Below are 26,267 nucleotides of genomic sequence, written 5' to 3' on the forward strand. Positions count from 1 at the left end.
GTGCGCGTCCCTGATGTTCACTCATGCGAACGCTGCCGATGCGCACCCGAACGAACCAACCGAACTCGTCGACCAACAGCACTGCATGTTCTGCCATACATCCGATGCGCCTTTTCTTGCGCCGTCGTTTCATCAGATCGCGGATCGGTATCGCGATGTGCCCAACGCGGCCAGCATGCTCGAACACAAGCTAAGAAAGGGCGGCCGGGCGCACTGGGGGGATACTGCCATGCCCCTGCCACCCGAGCGAGGCGGACCGCTCTCCGCTGAAGATGCCCACAAACTGATTGAGTGGGTCATGTCTCAATGACTGGTTACACACGCAAAAACTTTACATACGACTGGTTAAGGAACCTTCGCTGAAAATCAGCGTCTGTCTAGATTCATTCGAACGCGCCGACGCCGTCTATGCCGTTCTCCGACCCGATTGCAAGTCGCGCAAACCGTGACGTCTCGCTTAAGCATGAACCTTCAGACGATACGATTTAAACGGGCATTGGCGACACCCTGACGCATACCGAAGCTTTCATCTGACTCTATAGTTGATATGTCAACGATGACTGTGGCAGATCAAAAAGCCACGAACACGATCGGAGGATCTCATGCGCATCACGCTCCATCTCGACACATTTAATCGCATCGACCCCAATGCCTACGCTATTCTTTGGCTCGACTACGACACGCACAAGTGGTCTCGCGAAGGTCATAACGGTCTCCATTTTCCCGAATGGGGAGATTTGCGAGTCGATGCCCGCGGCACGCTAGTCTGCGGTCAGCATGACGCGCGCCCCGTGTTCATCCTCGAAGGTCTCGCAATGGAAGCCGACCCTGGCCCGTTCGAGGGCGAATCGGGCGAGGCACTCTTGTGCTGCAATGAAGGCGAAAGCGAATCACGCGTTACAGGGCATTGGCATGTGCAGTGCGTCGACAAGGACGCAGTGCTTGCCGAGCACAGCGTATTCGCGGAGGACGAAGTATGAAGCGAATCCGTCGGCGGCGAGTGTCGCGCGGGCACATATACGTTGAGCTCTTATGCGGTCAAACCACCCGACGCTCGGTCTCAATCAGCAAGAGTTACCCGTCTGACGAGAGCGATAATTTCCCGTTGGGCAATGCTGAAAGATTTCGCGACGCGGACCAGCATTGCGCGTAGTATGAGTCTGTTAGCCGATACCCGCGTTCGCGTTGGAACGCCCGGTACAGTCGGCGTTCACGCCGCCGCAACGGCGGCTCCGGGTTTCTGCGCGAATAGGGTCGGGTGATAACGACCGGTTGCCATTAGCCTCCCGAGACCGTGCCGCGTCACGCGGCGAAATAGAGGTATCTATGGCAGACGCTATTCACCTTTACAAGGGACTGGAAGTTCATCCGCTTGTTTACCTGCACGTGCCCACCCGGCCCGGCTTCGCCCCCGACTATGATGAGGGCTTCGACGCGGCCGTTCGGATCAGGGAGCCCGATGGTGACAGTTTCAACGCCAGAAGCCGCGTCTTTCGGCTGCATGTCGACGCGCCGTTTCTGAGTGCGGGCGACGCAAGGCGCGCCTCAACTGCTTACGGCGAGCTGCTCATCGACAAATGCGTGCCGGGCAAGACCATCTGGGATGGTGAGTAGCGAAGCGGTTCATTCCGGCCTTTCGACGATCGCTTCGTCTATGTGATCCGCGAGCAGCGGCACGCCATCGCTCTTTTCGAACTGCGTTTGCAAACGCGTCCCGGCGCGCGCCCGGGTCGCGCGCACATCATAGGTGTTGGGTTCAGCAACGGCCCATGTAGCACCGTTATTCGAATATTCGAACTACTTATCTCATGAGGTGTCATGTCTCAACTCGACGATCTGATCATGCAGCATCGCAGTGTGGAGACAGAAATTGCACGCCGCGAAAGAGAACTGAACACTTGTCGGCTATCTATCGATGAGCGCGTGGCGACGGGCACGACGATCATCCCGCGTCATGACACGTTGACATTTCTGGAGGCGCAACTGCGTCGGTACAAGCTGAGACGCGAACGGCTGCGTCTAGCGATTGCCCGAACCCGTGCCACCTGATCGCGATCGGAAGCATATCGGGCGCGGGTCGAATCGGTCTCGTGCCCGCTGTCCGGGCGCTGGCCATGTCCGCAGCATGCGGTGAGGAGAAACAGATGGATGCTTATCCGGCAGCTTTTCGTATCGATCCGACTCCGCGCCGGGCCGACGGTGAATATATTGCCCATGCGCGAATCAGTTGTAGTGACCACGACGGGCGTGAGTACGATGTCCATCTAAGCGGTGATCTGGCCGGCTTCGATCTCCGGGAAGACGCGATCCGCTTCGCCGCCGACTGGGCAACGGAATGGCTCGAGACGCACTGCGGATCGTGCCAGTGGCAATCCGGCGATCGTCGTACATGACAGGGCATGACCCTCGCAGGCGCATGGAGAATGCACATGGCGACCACCGAGGCGCTCTCGACGCTGGCCCAGTATCTTGAGCTTTCTCTTGATGCGAGCGGCAGCGTCATCATGATGCAAAGGTGCGACAACCTTTGCGCAATGTATATCGGCGACGCCACTAAAGATCAGGGACAGTGGGAGTACTTTGGCGTAATAGCCGCGCTTATTGCGGGCGACATTCTCAAAATGACCCGTTCCGGTTCAAACCGAATCGAAATCGACGGGCAGAAATACCGGTTTGTTCGAAGCTTCACGCATTTCGAGGACCGTGGAGCGATTGTCTTTTCGCCCACGTAAGGCCCTCACACCGCCAACTTCATTTCTCTCGAAGCACTCGAAGACTGCGACGCAAGCAACGGCGGGTACAGCGCAGCACGGGTGCGCGGTTCAACCGCGCGCCCAGCAGCATGGATCTATTCGTCGAGATCCTTAGACGCTGTTTATTGGCCGGCATTGGCCGGCGATACGACGGATGGCGTCGCCAGCGTGTTGTTGGTCTTTGGAGCGGGCGTCGAGCTATTGTTCGGGGTCGTCTGCGTACCCTGGTTCGTCGACCCGGCGCTCATGCCGCTATCCGAGCTGGTGGCGCCAGGCGTGCCATAGCCGCTCGTTGAATCATTCATCTGGTTCGTGGCCGGGCTGGACGTGCTGCCGTGGCTCGACGAACCTTCGCCGGCCGATCCTCCGCCCGCCTGTGCATAAGCGCCGCCCGACAGCGCGAGCGCGGCGACGGCCGCGATCAATGCACGCGTTGCCTTGTTCATGATCCGTACCTCCTTGATTGCAATGGAATGTCGGCGCAGGCGATTCGCCGCCTGCTTGACAATGAACTGCGCAATCAGCGTGCCCCCGACTTGTGCGCACCGGTTCCACGGCCCTGCGAGTAGTCAGGCCGGCCGCGACACGATCTCGCTCAGAACCCTACCGAGTTCGACCCGGCCGCGAACGACCTCCTCGGGATCGCTTTCGAAATCGATCCAGCCTTCGTTGAATCCGTCCAGCATCCGCATCCGTGGCAGTGGATGCTTCATGCCCTGCGAGCGGAACAGCGCTTCCCAGTTCTGCCTGTCGACAACCTCCGCGCGCACCGGGCGATCGAGCACCCGGGCGAAGGCCGACGCGAGGTCGTTGGGACTCACTCGACGCGGGCCTTCGAGCTCGACGGTCCGCACGCCGCTCCATGTTTGCCGGAGCAATTCGGCCGCAACGCGGCCTACGTCGGCCGTCGCGACCATCGGCACGGGCTTGTCGAGCGGCTGCAGGTAACTGGCGATGACGCCATCGTCACGTGCGGACGCGACATCCCATGCGGCGTTCTCCATGAACCAGCCAGGCCTCAGGAATGCGACCGGCATCGGCAGCTCCCGCAGTGCGTGCTCCATCAGCGTGCGTTGCGTGAGCAGATTGCTCTGTCCGGCCTGTGCGCCGATCGTTGACAGGCAAACCACTTTTTCAGGGCGCGCCTTCAGAATCGCCGTGTACACGGCATCGATCACCGCGCGCGCTTCGGGAAACCCCGGCGCCGGATCGAACTCTGAAGGCGGCAAGATGAACACGCCCGTCGCGCGCTCGAACGCGGCAGCGAGCGACGAAGCGTCCTCCATGCGGGCCGTCGCAAGCTCGCAACCGCGCTCTGCCCACGAACTGGCCCGCGCGGCGTCGCGCACGACTGCACGCACCGGCTGACCAGACGCCAGAAGCTCGCGGGCCAATGCGCCGCCGACCTTACCTGTGATTCCTGTGATTGCATACATTGCTTGCTTTCTCCATGCGTGGATGTGTACGGTGATGCCGCGCCGATGTGCGGGTGGCGGTTCGCTCAGGCGCAACGCAAACCGTCGCAAAACGCCTGCTCGAACTGTCCGTAGCGATTCACGAAGCGGGCATCACAAACCCGCCAGGCGTCGCGACGGCCAGCAGGCTCGACGCACCGTTCAGAAGGCGGCGACGGTCCGATCGGCGGGACGGAACATCTTTCGTGACGTGCATTCTGGACAAGCGCCCATCGAAACAAAATGACATGAATGGCATTAGATAAATGACAACGTGTCACCAGTAAGGCATGATGGATTTTGGTTTCCAGCGCTGCCGTCCCGTGCTGGCATTGCAGCGTTGGCCTTCGGCTGATCGATCGCGATCGGTCACTCGCATTCAACCCGCGACCCATGAGATCCAGTAGCGAGAAGCTGTCCAGTGGCATTGGCGTGTTCGCCGCCGTCGTCGACGCGGGGACGTTCGCCGCCGCTTCGGAAGCGCTAGGAATGTCGCCGCCGGGCGTCAGTCGGGCGATCGCGAGGCTGGAAAAGAGGCTGAAGATCCGGCTCTTCTACCGAACGACCCGCTCCGTCTCGCTGACGGAAGAGGGCCGTCGTTTTTACGAGCAGGTCATGCCGCATCTCGCGGGGCTGGAGGAAGCGGCCGCTGCCGCGGCAGGTGGAGCGTCGGCTGTGCGCGGAAAGCTGAGAATCAATCTGGATCCCGTCTTCTACCGGACCATTCTCGGGCAACAGCTTGACGCGTTCATGGACGCGCACCCCGACCTCGAAATCGAGTTCATCGGGCGAGACAGTCTTGGCGATCTCGTCATGGACGGCTTCGACCTCGCCGTACGATTCGGCGAACCCAGAGCATCCACTCTGATTGCGCGAAAGCTGCTCGATACCGGCGTCGTCACGGTTGCTGCGCCATCGTACATCGCTCGTTGGGGCCGCCCGGCGAAACCCGAGGACCTTGAAAGCCGCAGCCACCGATGCCTCGAATTTCGCAATCCGGAGACGGGCAAGCCGTTCCAATGGGAGTTTCATCGCAAGCGAAAGCGCATCGTGGTCGACACCCGCGGGCGTCTGACGGTCAACGATCCCGGTGCGCTCCTCAACGCATGCCTCGCCGGTTCCGGGATTGCGCAAATGCTTCGGCTCGGCGCCGAGCATCTGATTGCCGACGGCCGATTGATCGATCTCTTTCCCGAATGGGCAGATGAGCGGTATCCCTTATACGTCTACTATCCATCGCGACATCACGTGCCGGCGAAGACGAGAGCTTTTCTTGACTTCCTTGTCGAGCTAACGCGCGACAACCCGCGTGGCAGCGCCCGGATACCCATGCCATCGCCGATAGACCGATAGACCGATAGAGCGATAGACCGATAGAGCGATAGATGCGCGCAAACATGATCCGCAGCACCGATGCAAGGAATCGCATTGCCCGATTCTTTGCATCCGTGCTGCCGTCAGTCGATCGGCAGAGAACTACCCCGTTACCGGCCTCATCGCCGAAGCCACGCGAGCGCGCCCCGCATGCTTCGCTTCGTAAAGCTGCCGGTCGGCGGCATCGACGAGTTCGGCGGGCTGCGCATCAGGCGTCGGGATCAACGTTGCCACACCCGCTGAGATCGACACGATCTCAGCGCAGCCCGAATGGAGATGCTCGAGCTTGAGCGCGCGCACGCCGTCAGCCATGCGCGGCGTCGAGCGGCGTATTCGGCAGCAGGCACGCGAACTCCTCGCCGCCATATCGCGCGACCGTGTCGTAAGGGCGGCGCAGCGTCTGCGTCAGACGCTGCGCGATCGCCTGCAGACAGCGGTCGCCCGCCTGATGACCATAGCGGTCGTTGTAGCGCTTGAAATAGTCGACGTCGACCATCACGAGCGACAGCGGCGACGAATCGCGCAGACAGTGCCGCCAGCTCGCGTCGAGATCTTCTTCGAACTTGTGCCGGTTGCCGACTCCCGTAAGCCCATCGACGAGCGCGATCGAGCGCAGCATATCGCCTTGCATCTTCAACGAAAGATGCGCGCGCACGCGCGCCCGGACGATCGCCGGCTTGATCGGCTTCGTGATGAAGTCGACGGCGCCGAGCGACAACCCGTATTCCTCATCGGCCTCGTTGGTCTGCGCCGTCACGAAGATGATCGGGATTGTGTATGTCAGCGGATCGGCCTTCAGACGCCGGCACACTTCATGGCCGTCCATGCCTTCCATCATCACGTCGAGCAGGATCAGGTCGGGCATCACCTTGCGGCACAGTTCGATGGTCTGCTCGCCGCTGGTCGCCATGAACACGTCGCAATCATCCTTGAAGAGCGCATGCAGCGCGCGCACGTTGACGGGCTGATCGTCCGCAATCAGCAGTTTCGGACGCAGCGCGAACGGGTGTGGCCAGTCTCCGGGCAGGCGCTCTAGCATGTGAGTTGATCCAGCATTTCGCGCGTGCTCGCGGCCGCCGTCACGAAGTCGAGCGCCTCGATCTCGGCAAGCAGCCGGTGAAAGCGCGGCTGCAGCGCGGTCGGCACATGAGGCGCGAGCGTTTCGGCAAGATCGAGCGCCTCCATGTTCGACGACTCCAGGCGTTCGAGCAGCCGGCTGAGCCGCGCACGATATTCGTCTGCCTGCAGTTGCGCGGCGTCGGTGGCATGCGCGTCCCGCCTGTTGCCGAACACGACGCGCAGCTGCGCGACGCTATCGAGCAACAGCCGTTCGATCCCGTCCACCTCGGTGGACGACAGGCGCGCCGTCGCGTTATCGCCGTGCGCCGCGTTCACACGCAATTCGAGCGCCGCCGCCGCATCGGCGAGTTTGCTGGCACCCATGGTTCCGGCGCTGCCCTTGAGCGCGTGGAGGATCGCCGCGCAACGTCCGATGCCGCCTTGTCCGCCTTCGCTGCGCAGGTCGTCGAGATGCCGCTCCATCTCGCCGACGAACACGCCGAGCGCCTTGCGGATCAGGTCCTCGCTGCCGCCGAAGCGCGCGACGATCGACTCCTTCGGTTCGAGCAGATCGCCCGCCGCGCGCGCCGCGCCGGCACGCGCCTGCGCTGCCGGCGGCGTCGCGCGTCGCACATGCGCCAACAACACGCCGACCAGATGCGCAACATCTATCGGCTTGCCGACATGGTCGTTCATGCCCGCCGCGACGCACGCATCGCGGTCCGCGCGCGTCGCGTTCGCCGTCATCGCGATGATCGGCAGCGCCGCGAAGCGTGCGTGCGCGCGAATCAGGCGTGTCGCTTCTAGCCCGTCGACATCCGGCATCTGCATGTCCATCAGCACCGCGTCGAACACGCGCGTGCCCGTGAGCACCTTTTCGACGCCTTCGAGCCCGCTCTCGGCCAGCACGACCTGCGCGCCCTCGCGGCTCAGCAGACCTTCGGCGACATCGCGGTTCAGCGGATTGTCCTCGACCACCAGCAGCATCAGACCGGCGAGCCTGCCCGCGCCGCCCGCCGCGCGCGCCGCCGGTTGCGCGGGCGATGCCTTGTGCCCCGTCAGCACACGCTGCACCGTCTGCGCGAGCTGCCGCGGCGTGACAGGTTTCGTGACGAACGCATCGAACGGCATGTTATCGGATTCCTGCGCCGCCGCCAGCACTTCATGGCCGTACGCGGTGATCATGATGATCGCGGGCGCGGCGCGCCCCGCGCGCGCTTCGTCGATCCGCCGCGCCGCCGTGAGGCCGTCGAGATCGGGCATGCGCCAGTCGAGCAGGATCACGTCGTAGCCTTCGTTTTCGCGCTCGGCGGCGCTCATCAGCTTGACGGCCGAAATGCCGCCCGGCACCACGTCCGCTTCCCAGCCGAGCGCGCGCGCCGTGCGCGACAGCACTTCGCGCGCCACGCCGTTGTCGTCGGCGACGAGCACGCGCAGCCGCCGCTCGCTTGGCCGAAACAGATCGAGGCCCGCCGCGGGCGCGTCCGCGTCGACGCCGAGATTGATGTCGAACCAGAACCGGCTGCCCTTGCCGAGCTGGCTCGCGACTTCCAGCTTGCCGCCCATCAGCTCGACGAGGCGCCTGCTGATCGCAAGGCCGAGGCCCGTTCCGCCGAAGCGGCGCGTCGTCGATACTTCGGCCTGGCTGAAGCCTTCGAATATCTGCGTGATCTGCTTCTCGCTGATGCCGATGCCGCTGTCCGTCACGGCGATGCGCACGCGCACGCCCGTATCGAGCCGCGACAGCAACGTGAAGCTGACGACGACCTGCCCCCTGATCGTGAACTTGAGCGCGTTGCCCGCGAGATTCACGAGCACCTGTTGCAGCCGCAAGCTGTCGCCGATCACGACGGGCGGCAGATCCGGGCTGATATCGAACAGGACTTCGACTTCCTTGTCGTACTGGTTGCCGGCGAGCACCACGCCGAGGTCCTGCATCAGCGGTTCGATCTCGAACGGATGGGCGTCGAGCTGCAGCTTGCCCGCGTCGATCTTCGAGTAGTCGAGGATGTCGTTCAGCAGTCCGAGCAGCGACTTCGCCGCCGTCTCGGCCTTGACGACGTAGCCGCCCTGACGCTCGTTGAGCCCCGTCGATTGCACGAGATCCAGCATGCCGAGCACCGCATTCAACGGCGTGCGGATTTCATGGCTCATGTTCGCGAGGAACGCCGACTTCGCGGCGTTCGCGGCATCGGCCTGGTGCTTGGCGTCGCGCAGCCGCAGTTCGATATTGCGCTGTCGGGTGACGTCGTGATTCACGCCCGTCATGCCGACCGGGTTGCCCGCCGCATCGCGCTGGACGGTCAGCGTGGTCTGAATGTGCCGCACCTCGCCATCGGGCAGCACGATCCGGTAAAGGGGCAGATGCACATGCCGCTGCGCGGCGTCGCCCGCAAACGCGGCCTCCAGTTTTTCGAGCGTCGGCGAGCGGTCATCCTCGTGCACGCGTGAAAGCCAGTGTTCGAAGCGCAGGCCGTCCGCGGGCGCCGCCGCATAGCCGAAAATCTGGTACATGCGCGGGTTCCAGCGCAGCGCATCGTTTGAAAATTCCCACGACCAGATGCCGAGCTCCGCAATGTCCGCCGCGAGCAGCAACTGGTCGCGCGCCTCCGACAATTCGGCGCGCTCGCGAATCTGCACGGACATATCGGTGATCACGCAGACCAGGCGGCGCTCGCCGCCCGTCATCATCATGCCCGTCGACACATGCGCCGGAAACACGCTGCCGTCCTTGCGCAAGCCGGCCAGTTCGCACTCGCTGACGATCTCCCGTCCGTCCTGCGCGCCATGTCCCGCGAACTGCGCGGCATAGCGGTTGAAGAGTTCGTTGACGGTGCCCGACACCAGCACGCGCACGTCCTTGCCTGCAATCTCCGCTTCCGTGTAGCCGAACGCCTTTGCGCCAGCCGGGTTCAGCGACAGGATCACGCCCGTGCGGTCGAGCGTGATGATGGGATTCACGGCCGTGTCGAGGATCGCGCGCGTCGTTTCGAGACTCGCGGCCAGCTTGCGTTCGATCCGCGTGCGCGCATTGGCGTTGCGCACGAGGCGCAAGCCGAATACCGCGAGCATCACCACGAGCACCGTCGTACCCGCCGCGTGCCATGCCGTATCGGACCACCACGGCGCGAGGATTTCGTCCTGCGCAAGCGCCGCCGCGACGAAGAGCGGATAGTGGCCAAGGTTGCGCAAGCTGTTCAGCCGCGTCACGCCGTCCTGCGACGACTTCGACACGAAACGGCCCGTCGCGCCCGATTGCCGGTGCACCTTGAATAGCATCGTGTCGGTGACGTTCTTGCCGATGAAGCGCGCTTCGAATGGCCGGCGCACGATCATCGTGCCGTTGTCGGCGACGAGCGCGACGGCGCCATAGCGGCCGATATCGAGGCTCTCGTAAAAGCGCGAGAAAAAGTCGATGTCGATGGTCGCGAGCGCGACGCCGGCGAACTGTCCGTCGGGGCCGTCGATGCGCCGCGACACGGGAATGATCCATTTACCCGTCGAGCGGCTTTGCACGGGCGCACCGATGTGCGGGCCGCGCTCCGCGTGCGTGCGGTGGTAAATGAAGTACTCGCGATCGGCGTTGTTGAAGCTCTTGGCGAGCGCCGGCTGCGAGTTCGCAAGCCAGTTGCCGTCGCGGTCGTAGAGAAAGAGGCCGTTCAACTGCGGCAGCCCGGCGACGCGCTGCACGAAAAGCTGGTGCAGGCGGTCGAGCGCGGCGGGGCCCGTGCCGTCATGCTCCACGCGCTCGACGATATCGACGAGCGTGGTATCGGCCTGCTTGATCGTGTCGTCGGCGTGCTGCGCCATCGCGCGGGCGAGGTTCGCCGTCGCGACGGACATTTCCTCCATCTGGTCCTGCCGCGACTCGACGCTGCGCAATACGTCACTGCCAATCAGCAGCGCGCATACGATCACGATAAACAGCGTCACCCGCAACGGAGTTGAAATACGAACGGCCAAGCGAAGTCTCCGACATGCTCACAGCATCTTTTGAAGGGGCTCGCCGACAATTTTTGCGCGCCCGCCCGCTGTCTTTGTGTAGCGACCGTGGAAAAGCACCCGGACGGCTGCCGCGCCGGATTTGCCCGGATCGGGCCGGGCCGTCTGCTCGCGTCCCGTGCGCCCGCATGGACCATGCCTTTGTCGAGACTACCTTGACTTTCCAGTTAACGACAATGGTCCAGGGATCTTTAAAACGGAGTGTGCTGGTCATTTCAAGCGGAATGCCTCGGCTACGGGCGTACCCAGCCTGGCCTGCTTCAGCGTGCAGGCAATCTGCTCGTCGGTGTACCTGCTCTTCTCCACGGCATCATCTTCTCGCCGCAGCCTCTGCATCATGCCGGATTTTTCCAACGCTGATGGGTCCGGAAATCCGGGTCAGCATCAGTGTGCGAAATAGATGCGGAAGCTATCCTTGAATTTCTGATTGCTTTTACCTTCGCCTGACGAAACGTGGGTTGCTACGTGTTCCTCTATGCGGCGAGCGGCGCGCTCCGGCATTGCACCGACCGGGAGCCTTGCCATTCGAGACGGGAAACTTCGACTGCACAGACGGGATCGACGCGCAATGCGAGCGACTCCACGTGCCCATCGTCCGTGACATGCTGGGCAAGCCACCACGGTCCCGCTGCCTGCGCCGGCGCGGCAAGAACCACGGGATACGGTCTCAATGCGAACTCCAGTTCATTGAACGGCAAACGAAGTCCCATGCCCACTCCTTTCGCCAATGCCTCCTTCAACGTCCATAGCCGGACGAATTCGGCTTTGCGTTCGGCATCGGCCAGTTCCTTCATGCCACGCTGCTCCGACGGAGCGAGGCAATACGCGGCCATTTCCGGGCTCGAAATGCTGCGCCCAAGCGGCTCGACGTCGACTCCGCAATCGACTTCCAGACACACCACGCATGTCACCCGGCTAGCGCAGTGCGAAAGGTTGAAGCGCCACGCTCCGCCTACACCCGCTTCCAGCTCGGGACGGCCGTGCGTACCTGTGATGAACCTCCATTGATCCGGCTCGCACAGCTGGCTTGCGGCGCTAAGTGCGAAGCGTAGCAATCCGTGCGCGGCCAGGTACGAACGCCCGTCACGCGCGAATATGAAACGTTCCGAACGCCGCCTTTCTTCACTGTTGCAAACCCATTGGAGTTCTTCGAATGCCTGCGCCGAAAGCGTTTCGACACCAGCACTCCACCACGTAACGTGTTGCGTGCGCATGCTATGTCCCTGGCAAAGCGAGACAGCCAGAACTGTTCATCGGGTCCTGTTTGTACGCCTCGATGTGCACCGTCCCTGCGCGGCCCGCAGAACTGCCGGGGCCTGCATTCGTGGCCATTTGTGCCTCGTACCGGCCCAAGCGTGGCGTCACAATCAATGACGACACACGCAATGACGTGCACAAATGCGAAGCTGTTCTCAGGTTAGTGCGCGACGACATACCCGGGTCGGGCGCTTACGACCGCCGCGCGGCCGCGGCACGCGCGACGCGCTGCTGCCACCAGACGAACAGCGGCGCGCCGATCACTTCTAGCGCGGTGAAGCCGATAAACGGCGCAAACGGCATACCGACGGCGACCAGCGACACGAGCCGCCCGATGCCGCCGATAAAAATCATCAGCCACAGCGCGCGAAACAACGCGGTCTCGCGCTCGATGCGCGGCGCGATCCAGAACGCCGCCAGCCCGAGGCCGAGCCAGACGCCCGCATAGAAGCGCAGGTTGCTATCGAGCGTCGCGTCATGCGGCAGGAGCAGTTTCCCATAGAGCGGGTCGCCAAGCCCCATCATGCCGACAAGGCCAGTGATGACCGGCACGAGCGCGAGGATCACGGTCGCCACCTGCAATGCGCGCCGACCGGCCGTGCCTGCGTTCATCGCGGGCTGGTTTACGATGCGCTCGTTCATTCGATCTCTCCTCGATGTCGTGAATGAAACTCGTTGATCAAAGAGTCGGACAGCAACGCGGAGTCCTCGCCGGCGATCACCGCGCGCCCGCTGCCGCGCCGATCGACGCAGTCGATCATGTTCAGCAGCGTGGTCTTGCCGCTGCACGACGCGCCGCGTTTCGCGCGATCCGCGCGGACACGTCGGCGAGACCCCGTCATGCGAACGCTGTCGAGCAGGTAGCTCTCGTGCACGCGTTCGATCCAGACCGCGTTCGTGACAGGCAAATCGCTCATGCTTGCGTCGCCTCCTCGCCCAATCGCGTGAGCGGCGGCGGCATCGCGGTCGCGGCGGGCGCGCCCGGCAGCTTGCGGATCAGGCGCTTCAGTTGCGCGCGGTACGCGAAATGCTCGAGTTCGATCGAGTGGCGCTGCGTCGGCGTGAACTGGATGCCGCCGTTCCAGTCGGAGCGGTCGTTGCGGATCAGCTTGTCGAGCCGCTTCGCCTGCTGGGGCGCGGCGTCGCGGGCACGCAGATAGCGCGCGACCAGTTGCGACTGGTAGTCCATCAGCGGCCAGTTGCCGGTCGAGGTCTGGAACAGGCCGATGAAGAACAGGTTCGGATGCTGCGCGTCGAACATGTTCAGGTACAGCTGCGGCTGGCTCTTGTTCCAGCTTAGATACGCCTGATCGATGAACGGAAAGCTCAGCTCGAAGCCAGTCGCATAGACGATCACGTCCACGCGGTCCTCGCTGCCGTCGCGAAAGCGCACGCGGTCGCCGCACAGTTCGAGCACGTCGGGCCTGGCCTTCAGGTCGCCGTGGCCGAGGTGATAGAACAGCGTCGAGTTGATGATGAAGTGCGATTCGAACAGCCGATGATCGGGCTTCGGCAGGCCGTACTCTTCCGGCTGCCCGGCCGTCGTCAGACGCAGCAGGCGCTCGCCGGCGAAGCGGCGCAGCCAGAGCGGCATGCGCATTTTCAGCGGCCACTCCGCCCAACGGTCGGCCGGAATGCCAAAGAGAAACTTCGGCCAGTAGAAGTAGCCGCGCCGCGTGCTGTGAAACACCGCCTGCGCGTGATGCACCGCTTCCACCGCGATGTCGCAGCCCGAGTTGCCGGCGCCCACCACCAGCACGCGCTTGCCCTTCAACACGTCGGGCGTCTTGTATTGCGCCGAGTGCAGTTGCAAACCGTCGAAGTGGCCCGGATAGGCCGGCATCTGCGGCTTGCACAGATGGCCGTTGCAGACCAGCACGCCCTTGTAGCGGCGCACTTCACCGCGATCGAGCACCACGTCCCACAGCGGGCTCCCCGCCACCGGCTTGATCTCGAATACGCAGCGGCCGAATTCGATGTGCTCGTATAAACGGAAGCGCCGCGCGTAACTGCGCAGATAGTCGAGCGCCTGATCGGCGCGCGCGTAGGTCGGGTAGTCGGCCGGCATCGGGAAGTCGGTGTACTCGGAAAACGTCTTCGAGCTGATCATATGCACCGACTGGTAGATCGCACTGCTGTCGCGACCGAAATACCAGGTGCCGCCCACGTCGTCTTCGCGCTCGATGATGTCGAACGCGATGCCCTGCGCGCCGAGGTTCTTGGCGGCCGTGATACCGGCCGCCCCTGCGCCGATGATGCAATAGCGCGAACTGAAATCCCGCTGGGTCATAGCGAATCGGGTCCTTTCTTGCTGGGTGTACGAGGGTTAGGCAGCGTGCGCGGCGGCGTTTTCGGCCGGCTCGCGCGATTTGACAGGCTCGCGCGGCTCGGCCGCCTTCGCCATTTCCAACGTCATGTCGCGCAGTTCGAGCAGCAGTTGCCCGCTTCTATCGACGACATCGAAATGACCGTCGCGGTACTGAACAATGGCTGCGGCGCTCGCCGCCGGTAGAGCGCCGCACGCGATCTGCCCGATACGCCACACGCAGGGTGTCGCCGCGCGCTCGCGTGCCTGATCGGCCGCGAGCGCGCGCAGGATGTTCTCGACGTGATTGATGGGCAGCCGCAACTCGGGCGGCAACGGCACGGCCCACAGGTCGGACGCATCGGCACACGCGACGCGGCCAATCCGGACGATCTCGCTGGCGGGGTCGAGCGGCGCCTGCCAGTCGGCCGCTGGCAGCACATGCGCGTTCCACGTCAATCCCGACGACGGCGGCAGCGTCGCCGCGCCCAGCGACGCGCGCGCGGGCCACGCGATGCGCGCCGCCGCCGCAGGCGCCGGGCCCGCGCGGTAAACAAGTGTCAGCCCCAACAGTTCGGCGCGCGTTTCAGCATGCGTGCAACGCACATCGACATGCCAGCATTCGTCGCGCAGATAACCGTTTGCTTCTGTATGCAGAATTATTTCGCCGCAGGTGTCGACGTCCCGGTCGTATTCGAGCGGCAACGCTTGCAGACCGATCACGACGTTCGTCAGCGCCTCCAGGTGCTGCGGCTCCGGCGTCGCCGGCATCACCCACGTGCCGACCGAACAGGCATGCTCGATCAGCATCGCCGCAGGCAGCGCATGACGGCCGTCGACGCGAAACGCGAGTGCGACCGGCGCGACGCCCGGGTCGATCCGATAGCGCGTCGCGAAGCCGCCGAACGGCCGGAAGCGCTGCGGCTCGCCCGCATGGTGATGACGCGTGGCCAGCTCGGCGATGTTCGGCAATGCGAGGATCGGCGCGAAGCCCTTGATCTGCACCGGCGTCAGCGCCGGCCCGACCTCGCCCATGAACATCACTTCGCCGCTGTCGCGGCTCGCGAGTTCGCGCAGCCAGTGGCGCACGCCTTCGTCGGCGGACATCGGTGTGATGTAGCGCTTGGTGACCGCGAAGTTCGTGATCATCCCGACGTCTTCCCACGTCGGCCACACCAGCGTCTTCACGCTGCACGACAGCGCATGACGATGTGCCCACAGGCCGAGGCGCGCGAGCGCGTCGTTGGCCGCCGCGTAGTCGGTCTCGCCCGTCATGCCGCCCCACCGGCCCGTCAGCGAGCCGACGTTGCAGAACTGCACGAGACGCGGCGAGCCGGCGACGGCCGCGCACAGGTTCGCGAAGCCGGCGACCTTGGTGCGCACCGTATCGATGAAAGCGTCGGCGCTCTTTTGCGTCAGCCGCACTGGACGATCGACACCCGCGTTATGGATCACGATGCGCAGCGTGCCGCGCCATTCGTCGCACAACGCGCGCACGGCTGCCGCGTCGGTGACGTCGCAGACGCGGTAGTGCACCGGCAAGCCGCGCGCGGCGATCGCATCGAGCGCGGCCTTCAGTTCGCGGCGGCGACGCAGCCGCGCGTGTTGATCGCGAATGCTCTTCGGTGTGCGCTCACGGGTCGCGAGACGCAACTGCTCTTCGCCGTAGCGACGGAAGCCGGCGTCGTCGAGTGTCATCCACGCTTCGGTGCCGTCGGGCAACGCGTCGCGGCCGGTTACGATCACCGTGCAGCCGTAGCGCTCGGCGAGCGCGCTCGCGCACAGCAGACCGATGCCGCGCGCGCCGCCGGAAAACAGCACCGTGTCGCCGGGCTTCAAAAAGGTTGCTGCGCCGGGCGGCGGCGCCGGCAATTCGTGGCGGCGCGCGCGTAGCGTGTAGCGTCGTCCCGCGCGATAGCCGACTTCGAACAAACCCCAGCGATACAGCTCGCGCACGATCAGCCTGTCGGCCCGCGCGGTATCGTCGGGACCGACGTCGAGCACGCGCACGTTGCAGTTGGGGATTTCCTGCGGCAGCGTTTTGGCGAGACCGGCCCACAGGCCGCCGAGCGGCTGGACGAGCGGTCCGGCAGCGCTCTCGCCGTAGCCCATCAGGCCGTCCATCCACGTCACCGTGAGGTAGAACAGGCGCGATGCGTTGTCCTCCACTTCCCAGTTCGGATAACACGCCTGCAGCATCGCGACGGTGTTTCGCATCGGCGCTTCCCATGCGGCGGCGGCATCCAGCGAGTACGCACGCTCGAGACCGAGGTCGACGATACCGTCGAATGGGCCCGCCTCTCGCACCAGCGTCCGCGCCGCTTCGAGCGGCTCCGCGTCGCCGGGCGCGAAGACCGACACTCGCGCACTGCCGCGCGCCAACGCGACCGCGACACGCTCCGCGGTGGCAGGCCGGCCGTTGACGACCACGACACGCTTGCCGCCGAGTTCAGGTGCGGGCGTCGCTGGCACCGCGTCGATTTCGGACGCAAACCAGGTGAAGCGGGAAGCGGGGACGGTGCTCGCGGCCTCGGGCGACGGGGAAGAGGTTGGCGCGCCGAGATTGACCGATGCTGCCGCGGCCGTTACGTCGGCGGCGCTCGCACGCGCAGCGGCAACTGCAGAACCGGGCGCCGGATTGGCCGTGACGGCCGCATTCGCCGTGACGGCCGGATTCCCCATGATGGCCGAATTCGCCGCGACAGCCGGATTCCCCGCGACAGCCGGATTCCCCGTGACGGCCGGATTCCCCGTGACGGCCGGTTGCGGTGCGGCGGCCGGTGTTGCGAACGGGCAGCCGCTCGCCGCTTCGTTTCGCGGCGTCAAACTCGTTGGCGTGTCATCCACGCGTCTGGCGTGCGAAGCAGAAGCACGAGCCGCCGCATCGGCGCACGCAACGACGGCAGCCGCAGCCTCTCCTTTCGAACCACCAGCATCGACCGCGCGCCCTACCCGCTCCTTCTCCCACCGCCGCGCCTTGACAACCATCCGGATCCCCTGCAACGGCCGCAGTGAAATCAGCGCTCCACGTTCGATAGGATGTCCAGGCAATACGCTCAGATCGACGTGCTGCGCGACCACCGCCACGAGCACGCGCATCTGCAGCAATGCAGTCTGAAAGCCGATGCACTTGCGCATGCCGCCGCCGAACGGGAAGTAGCCGAAGCGATGCGGACTCGGCGCGTGGCTCGCGAAGTTCTCGGGATCGAACGCGTCCGGATTGCGCCAGAACGCCGGGTGCCGATGCGTGACGTACGGCGACATGAACACCGACGAGCCGCCCGGAATATGAAAGCCGCCGATTTCGTCGTCATCGATCAGATCGCGTGTGAAGCCCCAGATCGGTGGATACACGCGCAGCACTTCGTCGACCACCTGGGTCAGGTACGGCAGCGCGTCGAGATCCTCTAGCGTCGGTGCGCGCCCGCCGAGCCGCGCATCGAGTTCTTCGCGCAGTTGCCGCAGCACGCCGGGATGTTGCGCGAGCGCATACAGTGCCCACGCCATCCCACTGCCTGTCGTTTCGTGACCGGCAAGGAACACCGTCATCACTTCGTCGTGAACCTCGCGCGGCGTCATCGGCTCGCCGGTCTCCGGATGGCGCGCGTTCAGCAGCAGCGAAATCACGTCGCTCGCGTCGCAATGACCTTCGCGGTGATCCTCGATGATCTTCGCGACGATCACGTCGATGTTGCGGCGCGCCGCGGCGATGCGGCGATTGAAAGGCGTCGGCAGCCAACGCGGGATGAAGTCGTTGAGATTGCCTTGCGGCATCATCGCCGCGATACCGAAACGCACGGATGGCCCGACCTGGCGGGCGAAGCACGAGATATCGGTGTTGAACACCATCAGCCCGAGCATGCCCAGGCTCAGATGCATCATTTCCTCGACCACTTCGATCGGCTGGCCGTCGGGCAGGTCGCCCCAGCGTTGCACGAGCGCGAGCGCCGACTCGCCGACGGCCGTCGTGTGCTCGTCCACCTGCTTGCGGTGAAAGAGCGGCTGCACCACGCGACGATGACGCCGCCAGAACTCGCCGTCGGTAGTCAGCAGGCCGTCGCCGAAGAACAGCTTGAAGTTCTCGTAGAAGCGGCCGCGCACGTAATTGCGATGGTTTTCCTGCAGCACGTACTGCACGTGCTCGGGATGCGCGAGCGCATGGGTGAGGAACGGGCCGAGCCGGTTGCGCGCGATGTCCCCGTACTGTTGCTGCAGCTTCAGCAGCATCGTGACCGGGTCGCGCTTGTACTCCGCCAGGTTGCCCATCACGAAGCTGCCGCGCGGGCCGGGTGCGAGCCGTTTGGTCTTCATGCCGGCACCCGATTCGGCATGGCGCGCGCGGCGACCAGCGCGTCAACGTCGGCCTTCGACACATACGCGCCGCTATCGCGATGCACGTAGCCGACGATCACACCCGACACGTCCTTCATCTGCATCAGCATGCGGCCATCCGGGCGCACCGCGACGAAGCGGTTGCGCGAGCCGACACCTTCGAGCGAGAACTCGCGCGGCGTCGCATACAGATCGATGCGGTCATAGCGGCTCGCCAGCTGGCAATCGTTGCCGTCCTCGTAGATATCGATGCGACGGATTGTCATCGGCGCGGCGAGCGGAATGTAGTCGTCGGCGACGTAGTTCAGCACCGCGACGCGCGCGAGTCCATCGAGCATGATGCTCGGCACCACGAAGCGTGAGAACACCGGGTCGTCGGCGGCCACACCGAGCTGGTAGCGCGCGCGTTTGCCGGGCGGCGCCGAACCGGTTTCGGTGGTGGACACGAACATCCCGCTCAGATGCACGGGCGCCGCTGAGAAGTGGTAAGGATCGGCGATCGGCGTATGGCCCGCGTCCGGCCAGCGTGCCCAGCCCGGCGCGGGCTCATGGACGGGCGCGAGCAGCACCTTGATCTCGAAGTGCAGCTTGTCGCGCACCAGCAGGTGGCCGCCCGGCGCGTGCACGTCGCCCGTCACCCGCACTTGCAGCGTGGTCAGTTCGCCATCGCGCCTGACGATCTGTGCGTGGATGCGCTTCACGCCTCTTCGCCGTGCGTCGTAGACACGCAGGAAGTGATGGAACGCCGCGTCCTGGAAGCCGACCACCTTGAGGCCGGGCATCAGTTTCAGCGCGGCCTCGGCGGCGAGTTCGGGCACGAACGTGCCGGGCAGCGTCGCAAAACCGTTGACGACGTGATGCTGCAGATACGCGTCGGTCTGCAGATCGAAGACCCGTTCGAACGTCACGCTCTGAGCGTCGCGCTGCAATTCGCGGCCGAGATAGAAGTCGCCGACGCCGACGCCCGCGCGACCGCTGGCGACAGCGGAACTCGCGGCGCTCGCTTGAGGCGCCTTGAAGAACATCGGCAGATGCGCTTCGATTGCGCGCTTCTCGGGCACGCCGAGATGCACCGATGCGGCCGCGCGGTCGATCAGATCGAGTTCGCGCAGGAAATGGTGCACGCCCTCTTCGGTGCGCATGCTGGTGAACAGCCCGCTCTTTTCGAGGAACGCGCGCGTCACCGGATTGGCGCCGAGTCCGACCGAGCGCCACAAGGTCCAGCCGATCGTGAATTCGTCGTGGCCGAGCACCGCGCGATGGTACGCGGCGCGCGTGTTGAGGAAGTCGTTGCCGGACGCGTAGTCGGTTTCGCCCGACTGTCCCGTCAGGCCGATAAACGAGCCGAAGTTGCACCATGCGCGCGGCGGGTTCGCGGCGAACGCCTCGCGAAGGTTCCAGTAGCCGCGCACCTTGATGTCGCGCACGGCGACGAAATCGTCGTAGGCCTTGACCGGGATGGACGCCGAACGGTTCAGCCCCGCCGCGTTGACCACCAGATCGATGCGGCTTTCGCGTGCTGTGATTTGCTCCACAGCCGCGTGCACGCTGGCGCGATCGAACACGTCGGCGCGCAGATAGTGGACCCGCTCGGCGCCGCAATGCGCCTTCATCGCCTCGATGTTGCGATGCGCGGCGCGCACCTCGACCTGACGCTCGAATGACTTGATGATCTGCGGCAGCGGCATCGAGGGATGCTGCGCTTTCTGCTCGCGGATATATTGCGGCCGCCGCTTGACGAAATCCTCGTCGCTGCCGGCGAAGGTCTCGGGCGGATAGTCGTCCAGACGGCTGCTGCCGACGAGATAAAGCGTCGGGCGATAGTGAGCCGCGACCGCCTTCATCAACTCGGCGGTGATGCCGCGCGCGCCGCCGAATGCGACCACCACGGAATCGGGACCGAGCCGCGCGAGCCGGTCGGCCGGCAGTTCGCCGGCGGACTCCGTCACGCGGGTCGTGAGGCGGCGCCCGCCGCTCAGCACCACCACGGGCAGCAGATGCAGCGCGCCGCTCTCATGTTCGGCCTGCGCGATTGCCTCGCCGATTACGGTGCTGCTCGTGAAGACCGCGAGCGAGCGCGTGTCGTGCAGTTCGATCGCGAGTGCCTTCGTCAGGCCGGAGAACAGCCCGGCTTCGGGATGCAGCACGGTATCCGCGACGGCGTCGAGCAGCAGCGCGATGAACGAGCCGTGCTGGGAGACGCCATCGTGGCAGCGCTTCAATGCGAGGAACGCGAGATCGTGCAGCGCGAGCAGTTCGGGCGCGGGTTGCGGCACCTGACGTGGAACCAGCGTGCTTACGCGCAGCGAACTCAGCACGCGGACGTGCTGCACGTCGTCGTGCAACAGGTTGGCGAGCGCCTCTTCGCCGCGCGACTGCACGTGATGCCAGCCCTCGCGCGCTTCGGCGAGCGGTTGCGTCGACAGCACGATCAGATCGCGCGGCAACGACGCGAGGCCGGTGAGCAGCTGCGGTGCGTCGGTCACGACCACGCACTTCGCGGGAAGGAACTCGAGCGGCTCGGCGCCTGCTTGCCACGGCATGTCCTGCAACTCGATGCGGTAGCGCTTGATGCCGAGGGGTTCGCCGTCGGCAGCGGCGGTGCTTTGGTAGAGGGCTTGCCGCAAGATGGCCGGCGCGGCTGCGGCGGCTACGGCTGCCGCCGCATTGGCGATTGCGCGCTGCGATGATGCAGCCGGCGTTGCGCTGCGTGGTTTGTGCGATTCAACCAACGCCTTGCGATTTGTCGCATCCGGCCCATCGCCAGGCGATGCGTCGCCGCCGCGTATCAGGCGCAACGAGAAGCGCGCACGATCGCCCGGATTGCTCGTCGACACGGTGGCCACGGCTTCTTCGCGCACCAGTGCGCTCAATACCGATACGGCAGCGTCGGCGCCTGCATACGTGACGGCACGCCCTTCGCTATCGCACAGCGCGAGCGCCGTGGTCGCGTCGTTGCCGTTCGCGCTGTCCGTCTCGACCCACGCGAGCACCGGCAAGCCGGCCGCCTCAGCCTGCGCCTGCGTCGTCACGGCGAACAGCACGACGCCTTCGGCCAATGCGGTGTCGAACGCGGGCTGCACTTCCTCGGCCACGTTGCCGTTGATGCCGCCGACGATCACCATGTCAAGCTCGCCGCCATGCAGAAAGCGCGCGGCCACTTCGAACGCGGCGAGCGTCGACGCATGGCCGGCGTCGACGGTCATGTTCATCCCGTGCAGGTCGTGATAGTTCGCGACGCGCGCCGGAATCACGTTCGGCATCATGCCGGGGAACGAATTCTCGGTGGTCGGCGGCACGAGGCTGCGGGTCTTCTCGCGCAAGCCGGCAAGCGCCGTGTCGATCGTGCGAATCTTCGCGGTGCCGGGCGCGCCGCGCAGTGCCGTTTCGATGTCGTCGAGATAGCAGCGGCTCGCATACAGTGCCGCGTTGCGGGTCGGGCCCATGTGGCCCATCACGATGCCGATCGTGTCGCGATGCGCGTTCCAGAACGACTGCAGCTTGTCGCGCAGATCGTGCGCGGCGTCGAGCGACATGAGCTGGCAACGGTCGAGCGCGCGCAGCACCGCGGGCGGCATGCGCACACGCTCGAAGCTCGGCAGCGGGTAGTTGAGGCCGAAACTCGCCTGCGGTGCCGCGCCCTCGCCGCGCAGCCACGCAGACACCGCGTCGCCGTCGGCCAGCCCCGGAAATTTTGCCGACCAGCCGACGATCGCGAGCGGCGCCTTGCGGTGTTGCCGCACGGATGGCGCGCTGGGCAGATCGGGCCGGTACTCGCTGATCACGAGGTGGCCGTTGGTGCCGCCAAAACCGAAGCCGGACACCGCCGCGGCGCGTGCGCGGTGCGCCTCGCGCGGCCAGTCGACCACGCGAGTCGGAATCGTCAGCCCGGTCGTGGCCAGATCGAATTCCTGCGGCGCATTCGCAAAGCGGTGCTGCGGCGGAATGCAGTCGTGCTGCAGGCCGAGCAGGACCTGGATCAGCGACACCACGCCCGCTGCCCAGCCGGTGTGCCCCACCAGCGACTTGTTCGAGGTCACATGCACGGGCCGGTGCTGGCCGAGCGATTCCCTGAGGCTCTGGAATTCGGCGAGGTCGCCGGCCGGCGTACCTGTCGCATGCGCGACGACCCAGTCGATCTGCTCGCTCGTCACTTCGGACTGCCGGTACGCGCGGTCAATCGCGATGCCTTGGCCCTCCGCGTTCGGCGCGTAAATCGCCTTGCCCTTGCCGTCGGACGACGAACCGAACGCCTTCAGGATGCCGAGCACACGGTCGCCGTCGGCCAGCGCGCGCTTCAGGCGCTTCAGGATCACGACACCGGCGCCGTCGGCGAACAGCACGCCGTCGCACGCCTCGTCGAGCGGGCGCACTTCGCCGCTACGCGATAGGCCGTGCAGCTTCGAAAACAGGATCGAGCCGCGCGGCGCGAGCGCGAATGCGCCGCCGCACGCGACGACGTCCTGCTGACCCAGCAGCAGCCCTTTGATGCCGAGGTCGACCGAGTACAGCGACGACGAACACGCGGTGTCGACCATCATGTATTCGGCGTCGTCGGGCAGGATGCCCTTCATCGCGTCGAGGCCGACGCGGTGCGGGAAAAACTCCGCGAGACCCGCGCCGCCGCGGGTGTAGCGCGCGTTCAGCACGTCGTCGACGTGCGCGATGCACGCGTCGCGCTCCGCGGGCGACACGCCGGCTACGTCGAGCACGCTGCGCAGACGGGTCCGCGTGGCGGCGAGCACCATTCCTTCCTCGAGATGCTGGCTGCCGTCGGCGGTATAGCCGACAAGGAAGGAGGTGCGATCGCCGTGACGGATGCGCACGCCGTCGAGCGCCTGCAACAACGAATGACGCAGCCATAGCGTGGTCAGTTCGCGCTGGTTACCGTCCGTCCCGTTTAGTTCGGATTGCAGAGCAGGTGTCGGGTTGAACCTGTCGATGAACACCGAGCGCGACTGGTAGCTTTTGTCTTCGGCCGATGTATCCGCCGAATAGAACGAGCGGTAGTCCCAGCGCTCGGGCGGCACGTTGCCGAACAACTCGGGGCCTTCGAGCAGCGCGCGCCAGAATTCCTGCGGGCTGTTGGCGCCGGGCACGGCGAGACCCATGCCGACGACGGCGATTGCGTCGTCGCCCGCGTCGAGGTGTTCGCTCGCGCTATGGCCGTTGCTGTTCTGCATCTCTTGCGCCGCGCGGTCACCGGGTTGCGACGCCGCCGTGTTCGCGTCGGCCGTGGTCGCGGGCGACGGTGCGCTCTCGGTCGCCCACTGCGGACGCGGCGACAGCCCCTCGCTGCACAACGACAGACCGCCGTCGGCCGTGACGACCTGGCCTGTCACCCAGCGCGACGCATCGGAGGCGAGAAACAGCACCACGTCGGCGAGATCTTCAGCCGTTGCCAGGCGCTTGAGCGGCGTCGCGGCGATGCTGGAGCGGCGCGTATTGTCGGCATCGGGGAATTGCCGCGCGACGTCGCCGTCGATCAGCGTCGACGACGCGCTGTTGACGCGGATGTTGTCCGCTGCGTACTCGACGGCGAGATAGCGCGTCAGCGATTCGAGCGCGGCCTTCGCGGTGCCGACCACCAGGTAGTTGGCGGGCACCAGCGTCGAGCCGACCGACGACACGTTGACGATCGAGCCGCCGCCCGTGCGCGCCATCAATGCCGCCGCACGGCGCGCGCACCAGAACGCTCCCTTCAGATTGGTGTCGAGCGCGCGGTCGAAATGTTCGGAGGCGATCTCGCCGACGCCAAGCAGCGCGCCCGACGCCGCGTTGTTGACCAGGATGTCGAGGCGGCCGTACTTCGTCTCGATCTCGTCGAACATCCGGTCGACCTGACCTTGCTGGGCCACCGACGCACGGATTACGTCGACTGTGGCGCCGAGCGCCCGCAACTCCGCCACGGTCTCTCTCGACGCGTCGAGGGAATGGAAAAAATTCACAATGACATGAGCGCCCTGCTCGGCGAAGCGCCGGCAGATCGTCTTACCGACATTCTTCGCACCACCCGTCACCAGAACCAACTTGCCTTTCAGACTGTAGCTTGACATTGCACGCCTACTATCCAGATCGACCACGAAAAAACATCGCATAGCGCAGGCAGCCGCGGCCGCCACACGACTGGGAATGCGCGCCCTAGTTACGGGCGACCGCCGACACGTCCAGTTGCGCGTGCACGAAATCGACAATCTGCCCCATCGCCTTGAAGTCGCCGAAGCGGAAACCCGCCGGCAGCGGCGGCAGCCCGTAGAGCTTGCTGATGCGCTGGATGATTTCCGTCTGCTTGACCGAATCGATGCCAAGCTCGGCCTCCAGTTCGACTGCCTCGGTGAAGACCTCGACCGGGTATTCCATCGCTTGCGCGTAGATCGCCACGAGTTCGTGGAACAGCTGGTCGCGGGTGATCGCGACGCGTTGGGTAGCTGGCGCGGGAGCGACCGATGCGCTGGGCGCGCTCGTGAGCGCCTGGGATGATGCAGCCACCGCCACCGCAGGATTGCTCGCGGCCATCCGCAGCGGCTGCGTTGCGAGGCTCGGCAGGCTGTTCAATCCGTAAAACTTCTCGAATTCGGCTTTGATACTGGCCGTTATCGCAGCACCGCTAGCGTGCCAGAATGCGTCGAAATCGTGTTGATTGAGATTGGTTTGGGCATTCGCGTTCACAATATTCAACTCCTTAAAATAATCCGCAATTTTCCTGAAATGATCGAGTTCGTCGCGAGCTTCGAGGGCGCCCGAAAAAATTTTGACCGTGCCCGGGCCTGCAATTCGAATGACTATTTTTCCAAGTGCATCGAGTGCCCCGCATTCGACGTAAATATCGAATTTTTCAGATCTGAGAAAACCTATTCCGTTGGAGAACTTAACCGGTAAGGTTAAATGCCGCGCTAGACAATTTCCGAAAACGTCCGATGCCTCGTAATACCGGCTCAAAATCGGGGAATAAACGGCGCGTTGCGGCTCCTTCGTCGAATAGGATTTCAGCCGTTGCGAAAACACTTCACCCGCTTTCGCGAGACTGGTGTGATGGAACGCATAAGGTGATTTCAACTGCCGGCTGGTCATACCTTGCGCGGCGCAATGCGCGATAAACGCCGCCATATCGTCTTCATGGCCGGATACCACGGTTTGCGAGCGATGGTTTTCGACAGCCACCTGAATACGGGCATCTTCGTGATCGTCACGGCCCGCGTAAAACGCCATGAGCGAAGCCAACACGGCTTCCGGCGCCGCCGAAACGGCCGCCATGCAACCACCGCGCGGGGCCGCGGCGGCGAGCGATTCGATGCGGTCGCAGACGATCTCCGCGCCCTGTTCCACCGAATACACACCGGCGCAAACCAGCGCCGCAATTTCGCCGAAACTGTGTCCGATCAGTACATCCGGTTCGATGCTTTCGTGCCGAAGAATTTCGAAGTTCGCGACCGAAATGGCGTAGATAACCAGTTGCAAGAGATCGGATTTGTCCCGGAAGTCATCTGCGGCTGCAGGTTCTCCGTTCCACATTGCATCGAGAAAAGATTGACCCAAACGGCGTTTCGCCACCGCCTCGATTATTCTCAAGATTGGATCGATGCAACGATAAGCATATCTCGAAAAAAGCAGGGCATTTGAATAAAACGCACCCTGCCCAGGAAACATAAACGCAACTCTGCTCATACTGACAACTCTTTTAGACCATTTCGCAAGACGCGACGATGGCTTGCGTCGCAAAAGTCGATTTTT

18 protein-coding genes and 1 pseudogene are annotated in these 26,267 nt (G+C 64.5%); 7 read left to right on the forward strand and 12 right to left on the reverse strand.

Annotation, left to right across the window (positions count from 1 at the left end; all coding sequences use genetic code 11):
• Positions 1 to 13: 13 nt before the first annotated feature.
• From J8I87_RS14240 to J8I87_RS14265, 6 genes are all read left to right on the forward strand, one after another.
• Entirely contained in the window at positions 14 to 310 is a 297-nt protein-coding gene (locus tag J8I87_RS14240; protein ID WP_209932183.1) for a c-type cytochrome, read from the forward strand.
• A gap of 292 nt (positions 311 to 602) precedes the next feature.
• Positions 603 to 980, forward strand: coding sequence for a DUF3564 family protein (locus J8I87_RS14245; protein WP_209932094.1), 378 nt, complete (start codon positions 603 to 605; stop codon positions 978 to 980).
• Between the two features lie 346 nt (positions 981 to 1,326).
• Positions 1,327 to 1,614, forward strand: a complete 288-nt coding sequence (locus J8I87_RS14250) for a hypothetical protein (RefSeq protein ID WP_209932095.1) — start codon at positions 1,327 to 1,329, stop codon at positions 1,612 to 1,614.
• Between the two features lie 204 nt (positions 1,615 to 1,818).
• On the forward strand, positions 1,819 to 2,049 hold the full coding sequence (locus J8I87_RS14255) for a hypothetical protein (RefSeq protein WP_209932096.1): 231 nt from the start codon (positions 1,819 to 1,821) through the stop codon (positions 2,047 to 2,049).
• A gap of 95 nt (positions 2,050 to 2,144) precedes the next feature.
• Positions 2,145 to 2,393: a hypothetical protein gene (locus tag J8I87_RS14260; protein ID WP_209932097.1), complete on the forward strand. Its 249-nt coding sequence runs from the start codon at positions 2,145 to 2,147 to the stop codon at positions 2,391 to 2,393.
• Positions 2,394 to 2,429: 36 nt separating this feature from the next.
• Positions 2,430 to 2,732, forward strand: a complete 303-nt coding sequence (locus J8I87_RS14265; RefSeq protein WP_209932098.1) for a hypothetical protein — start codon at positions 2,430 to 2,432, stop codon at positions 2,730 to 2,732.
• Positions 2,733 to 2,875: 143 nt separating this feature from the next.
• On the opposite strand, the gene J8I87_RS14270 is transcribed toward J8I87_RS14265, so the two are convergent.
• Both J8I87_RS14270 and J8I87_RS14275 read right to left on the reverse strand, forming a co-directional pair.
• Positions 2,876 to 3,199 (reverse strand): hypothetical protein, encoded by a 324-nt coding sequence (locus tag J8I87_RS14270; RefSeq protein WP_209932099.1) that lies wholly within the window; start codon positions 3,197 to 3,199, stop codon positions 2,876 to 2,878.
• A gap of 123 nt (positions 3,200 to 3,322) precedes the next feature.
• Entirely contained in the window at positions 3,323 to 4,189 is an 867-nt protein-coding gene (locus tag J8I87_RS14275) for an NmrA family NAD(P)-binding protein (protein WP_209932100.1), read from the reverse strand.
• Positions 4,190 to 4,600: 411 nt separating this feature from the next.
• Here J8I87_RS14275 and J8I87_RS14280 point away from each other — a divergent pair, with 411 nt between their 5' ends.
• Positions 4,601 to 5,560, forward strand: coding sequence for a LysR family transcriptional regulator (locus tag J8I87_RS14280; RefSeq protein ID WP_209932101.1), 960 nt, complete (start codon positions 4,601 to 4,603; stop codon positions 5,558 to 5,560).
• Between the two features lie 123 nt (positions 5,561 to 5,683).
• On the opposite strand, the pseudogene J8I87_RS14285 reads toward J8I87_RS14280, so the two are convergent.
• The 10 genes and pseudogenes from J8I87_RS14285 to J8I87_RS14330 all read right to left on the reverse strand — a co-directional run bounded on the left by J8I87_RS14285 (position 5,684) and on the right by J8I87_RS14330 (position 26,201).
• Positions 5,684 to 6,620: pseudogene (locus J8I87_RS14285) on the reverse strand (diguanylate cyclase domain-containing protein).
• Positions 6,614 to 10,603 (reverse strand): response regulator, encoded by a 3,990-nt coding sequence (locus J8I87_RS14290; protein ID WP_245253931.1) that lies wholly within the window; start codon positions 10,601 to 10,603, stop codon positions 6,614 to 6,616. The pseudogene J8I87_RS14285 and the gene J8I87_RS14290 overlap by 7 nt, the downstream one beginning before the upstream one ends.
• Positions 10,604 to 10,852: 249 nt before the next feature.
• Positions 10,853 to 10,996: a hypothetical protein gene (locus J8I87_RS14295; protein ID WP_209932102.1), complete on the reverse strand. Its 144-nt coding sequence runs from the start codon at positions 10,994 to 10,996 to the stop codon at positions 10,853 to 10,855.
• 119 nt (positions 10,997 to 11,115) lie between these two features.
• Positions 11,116 to 11,856 (reverse strand): 4'-phosphopantetheinyl transferase family protein, encoded by a 741-nt coding sequence (locus J8I87_RS14300; protein WP_209932103.1) that lies wholly within the window; start codon positions 11,854 to 11,856, stop codon positions 11,116 to 11,118.
• Positions 11,857 to 12,091: 235 nt separating this feature from the next.
• The gene (locus J8I87_RS14305; RefSeq protein WP_209932185.1) at positions 12,092 to 12,511 is read right to left on the reverse strand and encodes a DUF4345 domain-containing protein; all 420 of its coding nucleotides are present in this window, start codon (positions 12,509 to 12,511) and stop codon (positions 12,092 to 12,094) included.
• 26 nt (positions 12,512 to 12,537) lie between these two features.
• On the reverse strand, positions 12,538 to 12,816 hold the full coding sequence (locus J8I87_RS14310; protein WP_209932104.1) for a hypothetical protein: 279 nt from the start codon (positions 12,814 to 12,816) through the stop codon (positions 12,538 to 12,540).
• A complete protein-coding gene (locus J8I87_RS14315) occupies positions 12,813 to 14,189 on the reverse strand; it encodes an NAD(P)-binding domain-containing protein (RefSeq protein WP_209932105.1) in 1,377 nt (458 codons plus the stop codon). The genes J8I87_RS14310 and J8I87_RS14315 overlap by 4 nt, the downstream gene beginning before the upstream one ends.
• 36 nt (positions 14,190 to 14,225) lie before the next feature.
• Complete coding sequence (locus J8I87_RS14320; protein WP_209932106.1) at positions 14,226 to 18,515, reverse strand: cytochrome P450; 4,290 nt, start codon at positions 18,513 to 18,515, stop codon at positions 14,226 to 14,228.
• Positions 18,512 to 24,592 carry an SDR family oxidoreductase gene (locus J8I87_RS14325; RefSeq protein ID WP_209932107.1) on the reverse strand — a complete coding sequence of 2,027 codons (6,081 nt, stop codon included), beginning with the start codon at positions 24,590 to 24,592 and terminating at the stop codon, positions 18,512 to 18,514. Before J8I87_RS14325 ends, J8I87_RS14320 begins: the two co-directional genes overlap by 4 nt.
• Before the next feature lie 85 nt (positions 24,593 to 24,677).
• Positions 24,678 to 26,201, reverse strand: coding sequence for an ACP S-malonyltransferase (locus tag J8I87_RS14330; protein WP_209932108.1), 1,524 nt, complete (start codon positions 26,199 to 26,201; stop codon positions 24,678 to 24,680).
• Between the last annotated feature and the right edge of the window lie 66 nt (positions 26,202 to 26,267).

It is taken from the genome of Paraburkholderia sp. LEh10, from assembly GCF_017814945.1.
Lineage (GTDB): Bacteria > Pseudomonadota > Gammaproteobacteria > Burkholderiales > Burkholderiaceae > Paraburkholderia.